The 14,443-nt window shown below is 43.5% G+C and carries 10 protein-coding genes; 6 read left to right on the forward strand and 4 right to left on the reverse strand.

The genetic code is table 11. The annotated features are described in order from the left end of the window. Window positions 1–22 precede the first annotated feature (22 nt). From PPIS_RS22110 to PPIS_RS22120, 3 genes are all read right to left on the reverse strand, one after another. A complete protein-coding gene (locus PPIS_RS22110; protein WP_010377853.1) occupies window positions 23–1,105 on the reverse strand; it encodes a methyl-accepting chemotaxis protein in 1,083 nt (360 codons plus the stop codon). Window positions 1,106–1,279: 174 nt separating this feature from the next. Beyond that, window positions 1,280–2,059 (reverse strand): GGDEF domain-containing protein, encoded by a 780-nt coding sequence (locus tag PPIS_RS22115; RefSeq protein WP_017218245.1) that lies wholly within the window; start codon window positions 2,057–2,059, stop codon window positions 1,280–1,282. A 130-nt stretch (window positions 2,060–2,189) separates the two neighbouring features. Beyond that, window positions 2,190–2,612, reverse strand: a complete 423-nt coding sequence (locus tag PPIS_RS22120) for a DUF3429 domain-containing protein (RefSeq protein ID WP_010377857.1) — start codon at window positions 2,610–2,612, stop codon at window positions 2,190–2,192. A gap of 229 nt (window positions 2,613–2,841) precedes the next feature. Between PPIS_RS22120 and ahpC the strand changes: the two genes are divergently transcribed. The 3 genes from ahpC to PPIS_RS22135 all read left to right on the forward strand — a co-directional run bounded on the left by ahpC (window position 2,842) and on the right by PPIS_RS22135 (window position 5,894). Then, window positions 2,842–3,411 carry an alkyl hydroperoxide reductase subunit C gene (gene ahpC / locus PPIS_RS22125; protein WP_010377859.1) on the forward strand — a complete coding sequence of 190 codons (570 nt, stop codon included), beginning with the start codon at window positions 2,842–2,844 and terminating at the stop codon, window positions 3,409–3,411. Between the two features lie 105 nt (window positions 3,412–3,516). Beyond that, window positions 3,517–5,085, forward strand: coding sequence for an alkyl hydroperoxide reductase subunit F (gene ahpF / locus PPIS_RS22130; protein WP_010377861.1), 1,569 nt, complete (start codon window positions 3,517–3,519; stop codon window positions 5,083–5,085). Window positions 5,086–5,624: 539 nt separating this feature from the next. After that, the gene (locus PPIS_RS22135; RefSeq protein ID WP_248694216.1) at window positions 5,625–5,894 is read left to right on the forward strand and encodes a DUF4177 domain-containing protein; all 270 of its coding nucleotides are present in this window, start codon (window positions 5,625–5,627) and stop codon (window positions 5,892–5,894) included. 50 nt (window positions 5,895–5,944) lie between these two features. Here PPIS_RS22135 and PPIS_RS22140 read toward each other — a convergent pair whose 3' ends face one another. Then, complete coding sequence (locus PPIS_RS22140) at window positions 5,945–6,433, reverse strand: DM13 domain-containing protein (RefSeq protein ID WP_019647569.1); 489 nt, start codon at window positions 6,431–6,433, stop codon at window positions 5,945–5,947. A 640-nt stretch (window positions 6,434–7,073) separates the two neighbouring features. Here PPIS_RS22140 and PPIS_RS22145 point away from each other — a divergent pair. The 3 genes from PPIS_RS22145 (at window position 7,074) to PPIS_RS22155 (ending at window position 13,912) form a co-directional block, all read left to right on the forward strand. Beyond that, window positions 7,074–8,648, forward strand: coding sequence for a lytic polysaccharide monooxygenase (locus PPIS_RS22145; RefSeq protein WP_010377869.1), 1,575 nt, complete (start codon window positions 7,074–7,076; stop codon window positions 8,646–8,648). Between the two features lie 18 nt (window positions 8,649–8,666). Next, window positions 8,667–11,312 carry a glycosyl hydrolase family 18 protein gene (locus PPIS_RS22150; protein WP_010377871.1) on the forward strand — a complete coding sequence of 882 codons (2,646 nt, stop codon included), beginning with the start codon at window positions 8,667–8,669 and terminating at the stop codon, window positions 11,310–11,312. Window positions 11,313–11,434: 122 nt separating this feature from the next. Next, window positions 11,435–13,912: a M4 family metallopeptidase gene (locus tag PPIS_RS22155; RefSeq protein ID WP_010377874.1), complete on the forward strand. Its 2,478-nt coding sequence runs from the start codon at window positions 11,435–11,437 to the stop codon at window positions 13,910–13,912. Window positions 13,913–14,443 lie beyond the last annotated feature (531 nt).

A 14,443-nucleotide genomic window follows, 5' to 3' on the forward strand; every position in this document is an offset into this window, starting at 1 on the left:
AGAAGCCCTGTAGTGCTTTTTATCAATGCCCTAGTTGGTCGAGTAAGTCCATTACTTCAACGCTGGCATGTTCCATTTGGTTAAGCTGTTTTACTGCGCCTTGAGAATCGCCTGCTTTAAACTTTTTCATTGCTTCTACACCGGCTCTATGGACTTCTTTATGCGGAGCTTCTAGGCGTTTAAACGCGTTGTGACCGCCAAACTTTTGGGCGCCATCGCCACTAAACCACTTACCTAAGCGGCACATTGTATGATCGGCAAAGTCGCTGATATTTTTATGGCTATTGCCAATAATAACGTTGTATACGTCTCCTTTCCAAACGACATGATCGAGCTTTACTGTCTGGATAAAAGTTTGGGTGGTAGAAACCAAAATGGTGTCTTTCATTGAATCACAACAACTTACAATCCCTTCGTATTCATCGTTTAAGTGTCCAATACTGTCAGATAGGGTGATATTAGACGCTTGAATTTCTTCCACGGCACTCACGGTTGTATGAGTCGTATCGATGATCTTTTTGACCAGATCGGAGACTTCGTTGGCGGACTCGTTGGTGTTGGTTGCCAGTGCACGTACCTCATCGGCGACAACCGAAAAGCCACGGCCAGCTTCACCCGCTCGGGCTGCTTCAATAGCAGCATTAAGCGCTAACAGATTAGTTTGATCTGAAATTTTTGAAATCGTTGTAACAAAGGTATTAATGCTATCGGCCATTTGTGATAGGCCGGAAATATTGGTGGTCATTCTGTCCATATTGCCACCGAGCTGCTCCATTCCCGCGAGTATTTTACGCAATGCGGTTTCAGATTTAGAAAAGGCGGAGTTTACTTGCTCAATTGAATGGCTTTCTTCTTCAATACTCATAAAGCTTGCAAGAACAGTTTCGCGGATCCCTTGCACTTGGCTTAATCCGGTCAATGCACACTGCAGTAGTTGATTGTCAGTATTATCATTGAGCGCAGCTTGTGAGCTTACAACTTCTTGTTTTAATGACTCATTTTCAGCAATTAATTGCGCATTCGCATGTTTTAAACTGGCAATCTCTTGTTGCGCGGCTAATAAGGCCTGTTGGGTTTCATTGTTTGTAAATAGTTTTGCAAACACGTTATTTTCCCTTGTAACTTGATATTAACGCAAGCTTAGCAATCATTGGAAAATAGTGCTACCTCTTTAGGTTTTAAAAAAGCTATAAATTTAGAGAAGTTAGCGTAGAATTGTGGTTGGATTTTGGTGCGCTGAGCATCATTGAAATTGAATCAATAAAACTGTGTTATGGTGTTACCCTCTAGCACTAGATCTGAGTGATTTACCGCGTTTATCGCCATACATATGCTCATCGGCTTCGTGGATGATGAGATCAGCTTGTTTAGCTGGGTCAACTTTGACCATTCCAATACTCACGTTAATTTTGTAATCGTGTAATCCTTTTAATAATGCCGCTCTTACTTCGTCTGTATCCGGAAGCACCGCATTAATATAGGCAATAAATTCGTCTCCCCCGATACGAAAGCTGTAGTCTAAGCCAAAGTAATCTTTCATATTCTGGGTAAACTTAATCAAAACCTCGTCGCCAATATGATGGCCATAGTTGTCATTCACCTGCTTAAAATTATCCAAATCGAGGTAGAGTAGCCATTGATTATCAAAGCGATGTGTTTGCAAGCCTTCAAAACATGCGCGACGACTGCCCACACCCGTCATCGCATCATGGTTAGCTTCATAGCGCATCCGCTCCTCTAACAACCTTCTTCTCTCTACTTCTTTTTTTAGCTCTGTAATGCTGGCTCTTTTATTGGTGATCATGCAGTAAAAACCAAAGCTGATGAGTAAAAAACCGATATTTTTCAAAGAGGTGTCAAAATTAAGTAAAGGAATGGAAAAACCGTCGGTAAAATTATCAATAATATCAAGGAGTAGGCCCGCACAATACACAAGTAGGGCAAGGCGTAAGAACGGATTAGCGATTTCTCTGGTGATCAAATTGAATAAAGTGAAAGAAATGCCGAACCAGAACAACTCTTCGTAGCTCTCGTATTCGTAGTGACCAATATAGTACATGTAGCCACCAAAAAAGATGATAGCTATCCATATAACTAAGGGAGGTAACGCGCTTTTGATCAAAATACTTTGGCTTCTGGTGCTTCAGTTATCTTTAGTTATAGTTAATTGAGCTTAAGAAGCAAGCCGCTTATGCGTTTAACTCAAGTGCTTGAGCAATCATAAATAGATGACTAACAAAAACGAGAGAAGTCAGTATTGTTCGCATTTTTTGATAGTCTTTATGATAGTCACTCCAGCGAGACGAACTGCGCTCTATAAAATATACAAGCCAATATGCGATAGCTAGATAGAGAAGCAACCATTGTGGTGCTGCAATACTAAGTAAGGGGTATGGGATCACGACAATCACGGCCAGTATCGCTTGTTTGTTGGTTTGCTCACCTGCACGCCATAAACTTCCGGCCATAAAAGCTAGAATCCCCAGACTGTAAAACTGAAAAGCATGAAGCACGTCACTTGATACACCTGTCATTAGCGTCCACGCGATACAAGCCAAAAAGGGAACGAAGCCAAAGTAACCAAGTTGAATATGATTGAAGTACGGGTGCATAGTCACGCTCTGCTGTAGTTAATTGCTGGGATCATACCGTAATTATCTTATTTTTATACTCTTATGCTGAATTAGTTGATCATTTAAAAGTGAATTATCGGTTTTTCCGATTACAGTGATTCAAACAATCCATTTTATTTAATCATCACTTCCCTTTATCTTTGTACTCAAGCCAAGGCGAACAGTAATCGCCAACATTATTTTAAACTAAACAACAGTGAGGAAAGCGATGAGCACTTCATTAATCAATACTAAAATTCAACCATTCAACGCAACTGCATACCATGGTGGCGACTTCGTAGAAGTTTCTGAGCAAGACCTACTAGGTAAATGGTCAATCGTATTCTTTTACCCAGCGGATTTCACTTTTGTATGTCCAACAGAGCTTGGCGACTTAGCTGACTACTACGCACAGCTACAAGAAATGGGTGTAGAAGTTTACTCTGTATCGACAGACACGCACTTCACGCACAAAGCATGGCACGATGCGTCAGACACCATTAAGAAAATTCAATTCCCAATGATTGGTGACCCAACTGGCCGTATTACTCGTAACTTCGGTGTGATGATCGAGGAAGAAGGTCTGGCACTTCGCGGTACTTTTGTTATCAACCCAGAGGGCGAAATCAAAGTTATCGAAACGCATGACCTAGGTATTGGTCGTAGTGCTAAAGAGCTAGTACGTAAAGTACAAGCTGCTCAATACATCGCATCTCACGATGGTGAAGTCTGCCCGGCATCTTGGCAGCCAGGTGAAGAAACACTAGCGCCTTCACTAGACCTAGTTGGCAAAATCTAATTTGTCAGGGGAGTGCTGCATGCACTCCCATCTCAACCGTCAAGATGAATCAAATTCATCGTTTTTGCGAATTTTTACTGTAGTTTCTGCAGAGGGTTACCTTATATGTTAGACAACCAAATTAAAACTCAACTACAAAGCCACTTTAGCTCTCTACAACGTCCGATTGAACTCGTCATTACTGTTGATGACAGTAAAAAATCGCAAGAGCTAAAAGGGTTAGCACAAGACTTAGCGTCCTTGAGCGATAAAATTACTTTATCTGAATCAAGTGAAGGTGAACGTATCCCACAAATGGTGGTGCGTGGCGTTGAAACAAAGAGCGAAATTACGTTTGCCGGTGTGCCTATGGGACATGAGTTTACCAGCTTGGTACTTGCATTATTGCATTCAGGTGGCCATGCCACTAAAGCATCGGCAGACGATTTGGAACTGATCGGGAATATAGATAACGCATTGAACTTTGAGGTTTACATTTCACTGAGTTGCCAAACTTGTCCGCAAGTCGTACAGGCCTTGAATCTCATGGCGGCTGTTAACCCAAATATTACCACCACTATGATTGATGGCGCTTTGTTCCAAGAAGAAGTGGGATCACGCAACATCATGGCCGTGCCAACCGTGTACTTAAATGGTGAACAATTTAGCCAAGGCGCAGTGAGCCTGAGCGATATACTACTCAAATTGGATAGTAAAGCTGGTGAAAAACAAGCGGCTCTACTTAACGAGAAAGACGTGTTTGACGTGCTCGTTGTAGGTGGCGGCCCAGCTGGTGCATCAGCTGCTATCTATGCTGCTCGTAAAGGGCTAAATACAGGGGTAGTTGCGGAGCGTTTTGGCGGCCAAGTTACCGATACTTTGGGCATTGAGAACTTTATCTCAGTGCAAAAAACCGAAGGTCCAAAGTTGGTTGCACAGTTAGAAGAGCATGTTAACCAGTATGGCGTTGATGTGATGAAGAACCAGCGTGCAGCGGCAATTAACAAAGGTGAAACCATTGATATCACACTTGAAAGCGGTGCGGTATTAAGGGCCAAATCTCTAGTCTTGGCAACAGGTGCACGATGGAGAAGCATGAATGTACCCGGCGAAACCGAGTACAAGGGTAGAGGTGTAGCATATTGCCCGCACTGTGACGGTCCATTATTTAAGGGGAAACCTGTTGCAGTCATTGGTGGCGGTAACTCGGGTATTGAAGCGGCTATCGACTTAGCAAATATCGTTGAACACGTCACGGTATTAGAATTTGCCGATACGCTCAGAGCTGACGAAGTTCTGATCAAAAAGGCGAAAAGTCTTGATAACGTTACCATTATTAAAAACGCACAAACCACCGAAGTAGTTGGTGACGGCAATAAAGTAACGGGTTTGAACTACACAGATAGAGTGAGCGGCGGATCGCATTCATTACCATTGGCCGGCATTTTTGTACAAATTGGGCTTGTACCAAATACTGAATGGTTAAAGTCGAGTGAAGTTGCACTTAGCCGCTTTGGCGAAATCGAAATTGATAGCAAAGGTGCGACTAGTCTAGCGGGCGTTCACGCCGCAGGCGATGCAACCACCACACCGTTTAAGCAAATCATAATTGCGATGGGTGGTGGAGCGACAGCAAGTTTAGGCGCTTTTGATTACCTAATTCGGTTAGGACAAGACGACGAGCAAGCTGCTTAACTTCTCGCATTACTGGAAAGAATCATTGCAACAATACACCCATGCAATGCTCCCAAGCCACACTTCAACAGTGTGGCTTTTTTTGGCTTAGGTTTCTAAGACTTATCGCTGCGTAAAGCATCTCCTACTCCAAATTGTATAGTGACTTGTGGATGGCGGTTTATCCGGCGAGAGGTTACTAGCCTAGCAGAGTGGATTATCTTCCGGTGAAGAAACACAAGATCGCTGCGTGAAGCAGCTTCTACTCCAAAGTGTAGTGTGTCTTTGGGCTCTCTATAAAGCAAAAAAAGCTTTGAATTGTCTGTGCTGTCGCCTTTCTGTCGCCAAGCTTTCACTTATTTGGCGTTTTAAACTTCATGTTTTTAGGGTATTACTTAGTTAACGCTAGGGAATAGATATAAGTGTAAAAAATGAAAATTGATGCCGCTTTGATAATCAGGCAAAGGATGCTCAAGGGGTGGACCCAAGAGTAGTTAGCTGGTGCTTCTGGTTTAAGCAAAAGAACCATTCAGAGGGTCGAAAGAGAGGCGAGTGCTTCCATGGAAACTCAGAAGGCACTAGCTGCCACTTTTAATTTAGATTATACGAGTCTTACTCTTAAGGAGGCTGGAGTGATGAAAAAATATGAATATAAAACAGTTGAATTACCATTTAAATTGCGCTTTTTTAAATCAGGGACACCAGACGTGCAGTCGCTATTAAATGCTGAAGGGCAAAATGGCTGGCAATTAAAACAGGTTGTTATTCCTGCATCAGGCTTTGGTGAATCTGATTCCATGGTTGTTATTTTGGAACGAGAGACAGCATAACAGAGCTAGTGTTGGCTCGTTTGTTTACCTGTCGCACCATCACTTCAGATCTAGTTACTATCCATGCGTTGTAATGACGCTGCCGATATAAACTGCTCAAAATGCTCACACCAAATAATCACGCTCTGAAACTGGGTCAGATCAACTTGGCGATACTTGGGCAGCACGAACTGCGAAAATTGGTTTATGTTAGCAATTTCCACCATGGTGTGTTTTTGTGCTTTAAAGTCGGCTTCTGTCTCAATAAATGTTTTGGCGAGGTAAAGCCGATAGTCTGGTCCTGGGGCTATCTCACCCACAAATGCAATGTGGTTATCCGTAAAATAAATCTCACCGGTAGCGTAGTGTAATACGTCTGAATCTTTAAGCTCCTTCTTAAATTGGCCTTTGTATGTTGCGGCGTTACTGATCGCCAGTATCTCTGTGTGACTAGCCGCCGGAGGTTGCGTCATTATAGGCAAAGTGTACACACCCATAATAAACCCTGTGATAAACACCACAATGAGCAACAGTAACGTAAATAGCGTTCGCAAAATCATTTCCAAGTAAGCAGTAAAGTCAAAGTATAGCCAAATTATAAGGCTCTAGTAGTAAAATAGACTGAGTAAAAAGGGTTGTTTTTAATTTTTTTGATAAGAATAAAGTGTTTTTATTAAATGTAATTTAGTACCCAATGTAGATAAAACTTTACACAGAGTAGCGTCTTCTAATTGTAAATTATTAGAGAATAAAGTATTTCAATTGTTTTGGTTATTGTAATAGTCAAATTAAACAGGTGTTTAGGCCTGAATTATGGCGTAAAGGTATTTTTTAAATCAATCATAAAGTACTGAATGTAATTAATAATCTCATCTATTGTTATTGACTTTTGCTTGAGTAAAATGCCTCGAATTCGAGTTGATGCTCACAATAAAATTAACTTGGATACTTTTTTTTTACAAAAATAAAGGCGAGCATGCCATGGACGTGCAATAGCTTATTAGTTGTTAAAAAATGACAGCGTTGTTTTTTACTGCCGAAGTACAGTGGCGTGACCAAGATAAGTTGTGTTTATCAACGAGTAAAATCTTAGTGCGCTGGGCAAGACTGAATTTCGTGTGACAAGCAACAATAGATTCTCGCCCGTTCTAATCTTAATCGAAGTGGCGGCGGTCACTTCTCTAATACGAGTAGAAGAAAATGAAAAACTCTATGTTAACAGTCAGTATTACCATGGCACTTGGCATGGCAGCATCGAACGCATTTGCACATGGTTATATGGATAGTCCAAAGGCAAGGCAAGCGATTTGTGAGGAGCAGGGCGGATTTTGGTGGCCAAAAGATGGAAGCAATATCCCAAACGCGGCATGTCGAGCAGCTTACCTGGCATCTGAGCATGTGCAGTTTATTCAAAAGCATGAGTTTGCAGCGAATGTTCCTGATTATTTTAATCTGCAAGCGGTACAAGCTGCTGTTCCTAATGGACAACTTTGTGCGGGTGGCGACAGAAACAAAGCGGGCATGAATATCGCATCGAGTGAGTGGCAAAGAACCGCGATAACGCCAGATGCTCAAAACCAAATTAAAGTTAGATTTCGTGCAACGACGCCTCATAACCCGAGCTTTTGGCAGTTTTATCTTACTAAACCGGAAGCGGATATTCAGTCAACGCCTCTAGCGTGGCAAGATTTAGAGCTAGTACAAGAGTATGGCAATGTAGACTTCTTCGTCGCACCAGACGGTAAACGCTATTATGAAATGCAGGTTGCGGTGCCGAGTAAATTTAGCGGAGATGCTATCTTATATACGCGTTGGCAGCGTGATGATGTTGTAGGTGAAGGTTTTTACAATTGTAGCGACGTCACGATAGTACGAGATACTACACCGACTGAGCCAGTAAGTTGGACGTCTGCTGGCTTTTTTATCAAACAGGGTCAACTGGCCAATGTAGGCGATACGGTATGGCTACGTGTTTTTGATGGTGATGGCCAAGAGTTGGTACAAGAAAAACTGTCGATAACACAAAGTAATATCAATCATTGGGCTGTGCAATTTGCCAGCACACTTAACAATAATTATGCGAATACGCTGCAAATTGGCGTACAACAAAGTGACGGCAATATTGTATTTGATGCTGCGCAACTCGCTGCTAATCAGCTGTTTGTTAGTGATCCTCAGTACACTTTTAACCTTTCAATTTTAGCTAAGCCTCAAAACCGTGCCCCTGTGGTTCATACCCCCGCCAATATCACGCTAAAAGAAGGCTCAAGCACATCACTTCATGTTCATGCGTTTGATGATGACAAAGATCCACTCACCTTTGCATGGCAGATCCCTGCACCATTGAGCTATAGCGGTAGCGGTGCAACTATCACGTTGGCAGCGCCTGAGGTTCAGCAAAATACCGACTATCAGGGGCAAGTAACCGTTTCTGATGGCACGTTTGAGAAAACCGTTAGTTTTACCATCACGGTGACTAACCAAACCGCACCACCAAATGGTGATACATGGCGTGCCGATCAAGTTTATACCGCTGGTGATACCGCAGTGTATCAGGGCAAAAGCTATCGTGCTAAATGGTGGGTAAAAGGTCAAAAGCCCGACCAAAGTGATGCGTGGGAGCTGGTCGACAAGTCCGATGCAAGTAACACATGGAATGCTAATAAGGCATATACCGGCGGCGACAGGGTGAGTTATCAAGGCGTTGAATATCAAGCGCGCTGGTGGACCAAAGGTCAACAACCAGACAAGCACTCAGTGTGGAAAAAATTATAATAAAACGAGGAAGTATCAATGTTTAAATTACTCTCATCATCTCTTGCTGTCGCGGCAGCTATTGCGTCAAGTGCAGTGCAAGCAGCGCCGTCAACACCAAGCATTACCTGGAAGCCGCAAAGCTATTCATTTGTTGATGTAAATATCTATGGCCGCGGTTCATACAAACAGTTAATTCAAGCCAAAGAGGTGGTTGATATAGAGATTGAATGGAACGCTTGGTCTGGCAAGGGCGGCGACCACTACAAGGTGTTTTTCGATGATAACTTGGTTAACGAAGGGGTGCTTGCCGCAGGCTCTAAATCGGGCGTGATCCGATTTCCTTACACGCGCTCAGGCCGTCATCAGTTAACTATTCAACTTTGTGATGCAACAGGATGCGCCACATCAGCGGCAAAGCCGATTGTAATCGCGGATACCGATGGTGGGCATTTAGCGCCACTGAAACTCAATGTAAACCCCAACAATAAGCAATTTAATACTGATCCAAACAAGGTGGTTGGCGCTTACTTTGTGGAATGGGGTATTTATGGTCGTCAATTCGATGTGACCCAAATCCCAGCGGATAACCTGACACACTTGCTTTATGGTTTTATTCCGATTTGTGGACCGAATGAGTCGTTGGGTGAAATCGAAAATGGCAATAGCCTACGCGCGCTGAAGTTAGCCTGTGGTGGCTCTAATGATTATGAAGTGGTGATCCACGACCCATGGGCAGCGGTACAGAAGGCGCTACCGGGAGTTGATAGCAAAGATCCTATCCGTGGTACCTATGCGCAATTAATGGCATTGAAACAGCGTAACCCAGACTTGAAAATCTTACCGTCAGTGGGTGGCTGGACGCTATCTGATCCTTTCTTTGATTTTGATAGCAAAGCCAACCGCGACACCTTTGTCAATTCAATGCGCGAATTCCTCACTACTTGGAAGTTCTATGACGGTATTGACATTGACTGGGAGTTCCCTGGTGGAGATGGTGCGAATCCAAACCTTGGCTCAGCCAACGATGGTGAAGTGTATATCACCTTAATGAAAGAACTTCGCGCCATGCTAGATGAGCTTGAAGCGCAAACAGGCCGAGAATACGAATTGACCTCAGCAATTGGTACAGGTTGGGACAAAATCGAAGACGTAGATTACCAACGTGCTGCCGAGTACATGGACTATATCTTTGCCATGACGTATGACTTCCACGGTGGTTGGAACAATGTCACGGGTCACCAAACTGGGATCTATTGTGGTTCGCATTTAAGCAATGAAGCCTGTAATGGCAGTGGTGTCGATGAAAATGGCAAGCCACGCAAAGGCCCAGCTTATACGATGGATAACGCTATCCAGCTGTTACTGGCTCAAGGCGTACCTAGTGAAAAGCTAGTTGTTGGCGCGGCCATGTATGGTCGTGGCTGGGAAGGAGTGTATCCACAAAACGCAGCCGTTGCAGGCAACCCGATGACGGCCCCTGCGAATGGCAAGTTGAAAGGTACAACCGCACAGGGTGTCTGGGAAGCTGGCGTTATTGATTATAAAGGCTTGAAAAAGTATATGATTGGTGACAACGAACAAGGCGTGAATGGATTTGAAGTGGGTTACGATGAACAAGCACAGGCCGCGTACGTTTGGAATAAGAGTAAAGGCACATTGGTAACCTACGATAGCCCACGCTCAGTTCGTGCAAAAGGCCAATATATTCTTCAGCATAACCTTGGCGGTATATTTGCGTGGGAAATTGATGCAGACAACGGTGACATTCTCAATGCGATGCATGAAGGTTTAGCGGGAGATATGCCACCGCCGCCTGTTAATAATGCGCCAACGGTGACACTTGCGAGTGAAGTAAACGTAGTGGCAGGAGAATCAGTGCTAGTGGAGGCAACAGCCACTGACCCTGAAGGTAAAGCGCTTTCTTATACTTGGTCAGGTGATGCGGCGTTAACGTTAACGACAGAGCAAAACCGCGTTACCATTGCGACGCCTAGCGTAACGCAGGACGCTGTGTACACGGTAACGCTTGCAGTAACGGACGGCAAACATACGGTCAATCGTCAGCTCAAAGTAAATGTGAAAGCTGCGGTTGCCGAGAATAAAGCCCCAGAAGTTACAGGTATTAACGATGTGGTACTTGACGAAGGTCAGCAGGTAACGCTACGCGTGACTGCTAGTGATCCTGAAGGTAAGCCGCTTAGTTATACTTGGAATGTTCCCGGCCATACTGTGGTTGGCAATGGTGCTAGTGTAACACTTACCGCATCTCAGGTAGAAAAGACGCAACATATTACAGGTAAAGTGACGGTGAGCGATGGCGTAAATGAAGTAACACGCCCATTTAACATCACAGTGAACGATACCACCTCGACGGACCCAGTTGAGCCACCGACTGAGCCGGGTAAAACTACGTGGGATGTAAATGCCGTCTACGTTGGTGGTGATGTGGTTTGGTACCAAGGGGTGCAATACAAAGCTCGTTGGTGGACGCGCGGAGCCTTGCCAAGTAAAGGCGGTGTGTGGCAAGAAATCATTCCTGACGACGGTACTATTCGAGCGTGGCGCAGTGACCTAGTATACACAGGTGGTGATAAAGTCATCTTCGCTGGTGAGACTTATCAGGCGCGCTGGTGGACTCGTGGCCAGCAACCTAGCACTAATTCTGTGTGGCGTAAGCTGTAATCCAAAGCTCCTCTAACAAATTACTGGCAGGTATTGCTGCCAGTGATCACATCCTTCGCTTATCGCAGAAAATTAGATATAGCAAAGTGATAAACATTAAAGAAGTAAGAAGTAAGCAGTAAATGAAAAGACTAACCCCAATTACCCTTGCTATGGTAGCAAGCTTTACTACGAGCGCGTTTGCTCAACAAAGTGTTTCATTAAATAACAACGAAATGCTATCGACTGCATTGATAGAACAATTAAATAACGACAATAGCTTGTTTAGAACGGCGCAAACAGATACTGGTCTAGCATTTGAAACACATAGCGTTGCTGCCGGTGGTAAACATCAACGCCGCAGCCAATACTACAAAGGTCTTCGAGTATATGGCGGTGAAATAGTTACACATCACGATACCAGTCAAACCACTTTCGGCTGGCTGCAACCTGCGCATAAGATTGTCGATATTTCGGGTCGAGTTATCACTGGCTTAACACTCACAGAAGTTACCCCCTCGCTTGATGAAGCGTCAGCATTGAGCATCGCTAAATCACATACAAGTAAAAGTATCGAGCCTAGGGAGCAGGACATTGAGCTAATTGTGTATCCGCATGGAAGTGCTGTAAAGCTTGCGTATTTGGTTACTTTGCTAATTGAAGATAGACACGGAAGCACTCGTCCAGAGTACATTATTGATGGTCACACTGGGGATATATTGTCACACCACGACACCATTAATCACAGTACTGCGCTGATGACAGGTCCAGGAGGGAATGAAAAGATTGGTAGAGTTGAGTATGGCGTTGACCGCCCTGCAATTAAGGTGGCGGCGCTGGCAAACGGCCAATGTCGGATGGAAGATGACAAAATCAAAGTCATTGATATGCAGCATGGAACGACCAATACCAGTGCTTATGAGTTTCGTTGTGGCGAGAACAATCATAAGTTTATAAATGGGGCTTATGCGCCGCTCAATGATGCTTTATATTTGGGTCGGATGACACAAGAGATGTTCGCAAATTGGTACGGCATAAACCAGATTCTTCCTCATAAGCTGGTGATGCGAATCCATTATGGCGATAACTACGCCAATGCTTCTTGGAATGGCAGAGAAGTCACGTTTGGGGATGGTAACAGCGTTGTGCATCCACTAGTATCGACGAATGTAACTGCGCATGAGGTAGCACATGGCTTTACTTGGAACACATCAAAATTGGTGTACCAAGGTCATTCAGGTGGCGTCAATGAGTCATTTTCTGATATGGCGGGCGAAGCATTGGAGTGTTATTTAAATCAGAACTCTGATGGTTCATGCATCGTTGACTGGCAGCTAGGTAAAGATATTCTTAAACGTCATCATGGTGCATTGAGGTATTTTGATAAACCAAGTAAAGATGGTCGCTCAATTGATCATGCTGATCAATATACATTAGGATTAGATGTCCACTATAGCTCAGGCGTGTTTAACCGTGCGTTTTATCTACTATCTAATAGCCCTGGTTGGAATGTGCGTAAAGCCTTTGCTGTGATGGTAGAAGCCAATCGATTTTACTGGGTTTACAACGATGACTTTGATGCACTCGGCTGTGGTGTAACCAAAGCGGCTAGGTCGTTGGGGTATGACACGGCGGCAATTGGTGAAGCGTTTTCACAAGTTGGTGTTTACACGTGTCTAAATAACAAAACACCGACCATTCAGCTCAGCGCACCAGCTGATCAGAGTCAGCATGTAATTGGCAGTGAAGTTGTATTAAGTGCAAATGCACAAGACGAATTTGGTGAGGTTACTCGAGTTACTTTTGAGGTCAATGATCAAATTATTGGTAGTGTGACTCAAGCACCATGGCAATTGACTTGGAATGCAGAACAAGCAGGTAAATATACTTTCTCAGCACAGGTTACTGATAATGAGGGCGCGACAGCTAAAACTGAACTTCGTCAATTCAGCGTCGTCAACCCTGACGATTGCACAACACCTGCTTGGCAAGAAAATAGCGTTTACGTTAAAGGTGATAAGGTTGCACTGGCGGGCTTCGAATATACTGCTCGATGGTGGAACCGTTATCAAAATCCTTTAAAGTCGGGCACTTGGGGTGTTTGGAAAAAAGGAGTCGCCTGTGGTGGAACATCTGATGATGGAAGTGTTAATGAAAATCAGCCACCAACGCTTGATTTTATCAAACCTACAGATGGGTATGTTATAGAGATTGGGAAGGCAATCGACATACAATTATCTGCCACTGATAGAGATAGTAAGATCGATACAGTCACTGTAAAAGTGAACGATACGCTATTAACCGAACTCCATAGTGCACCATACGCGTTTAATTATGTTCCTAACTTAACTGGGAGCTACATAATTAGTGCTGTTGCGACTGACGATAGAGGAGCAAAGTCAAAGTATATTTCAAGGCGTATTGTAGTTGTAGATCCTGTAAAAGAGCCTAAGCCAAACTGTAAAGCTGAGCCTTGGAAGGCTTCCAATGTGTACCATAAAGGTGAGAGAGTAAACTATGGAGGCTTTTTATTCGAAGCGAAGTGGTGGACACGTAACCAGAATCCAACTCAGTATTCCTCTCAATGGGCGGTATGGAAAAAACTTCAAAAGTGCGACTAAACAGAAGCGTAGATAAGCGGTGAGCTAGCTCCTTTTGTCCTTTGTTGATTTTATCATCCCCTTGTCTCACCAATGAGTTTTAGGGGGAACACCGCTATCTGCTCTTACTAAGGCTTCTAATGCTAGCAAGGTGGATTTACACACCAATAGCTGGCTATAGGAAGGCAATTCAACGTATTGAGCGCTAAAATTGGCTGTTATAAGTAGCTAAACAATTTGAATTCGGAATAACAACTTGCACTTCAGCTGTTGTTATTCCGTCCAACCGCACAGAATAAACAGTCCCTAAGCTTTTAACCAAGCTCAGATGAAAGAAGCTATGTTGAGTGTTTTTATTTAAATTTATATTGTGGATTAATTTTTTCAATCTTTAATGTTTTTTGGTTTTATTCAATAATTCAATGTTGTAGTTTTATTGGTTTTTGTATTTGTTGTTGTGTTATTTTCATTTTTGCCATTTGTAGGTTATTGTGTGCTTTTCGTGGTTTTTATATTTTTTAGGTTTGGTTGAATTTTCTGTTTTTAATGTTA

Source organism: Pseudoalteromonas piscicida, from assembly GCF_000238315.3.
GTDB lineage: Bacteria > Pseudomonadota > Gammaproteobacteria > Enterobacterales > Alteromonadaceae > Pseudoalteromonas > Pseudoalteromonas piscicida.

What these genes read in the sequence shown, in the direction of transcription:
- PPIS_RS22120 (WP_010377857.1), bottom strand. Translation starts at nt 2,612, where the DNA reads ATGCACCCGTACTTCAATCATATTCAACTTGGTTACTTTGGCTTCGTT.
- PPIS_RS22135 (WP_248694216.1), top strand. Translation starts at nt 5,625, where the DNA reads ATGGAAACTCAGAAGGCACTAGCTGCCACTTTTAATTTAGATTATACG.
- ahpF (WP_010377861.1), top strand. Translation starts at nt 3,517, where the DNA reads ATGTTAGACAACCAAATTAAAACTCAACTACAAAGCCACTTTAGCTCT.
- PPIS_RS22155 (WP_010377874.1), top strand. Translation starts at nt 11,435, where the DNA reads ATGAAAAGACTAACCCCAATTACCCTTGCTATGGTAGCAAGCTTTACT.
- PPIS_RS22150 (WP_010377871.1), top strand. Translation starts at nt 8,667, where the DNA reads ATGTTTAAATTACTCTCATCATCTCTTGCTGTCGCGGCAGCTATTGCG.
- PPIS_RS22115 (WP_017218245.1), bottom strand. Translation starts at nt 2,059, where the DNA reads ATGTACTATATTGGTCACTACGAATACGAGAGCTACGAAGAGTTGTTC.
- PPIS_RS22140 (WP_019647569.1), bottom strand. Translation starts at nt 6,433, where the DNA reads ATGATTTTGCGAACGCTATTTACGTTACTGTTGCTCATTGTGGTGTTT.
- PPIS_RS22145 (WP_010377869.1), top strand. Translation starts at nt 7,074, where the DNA reads ATGAAAAACTCTATGTTAACAGTCAGTATTACCATGGCACTTGGCATG.
- ahpC (WP_010377859.1), top strand. Translation starts at nt 2,842, where the DNA reads ATGAGCACTTCATTAATCAATACTAAAATTCAACCATTCAACGCAACT.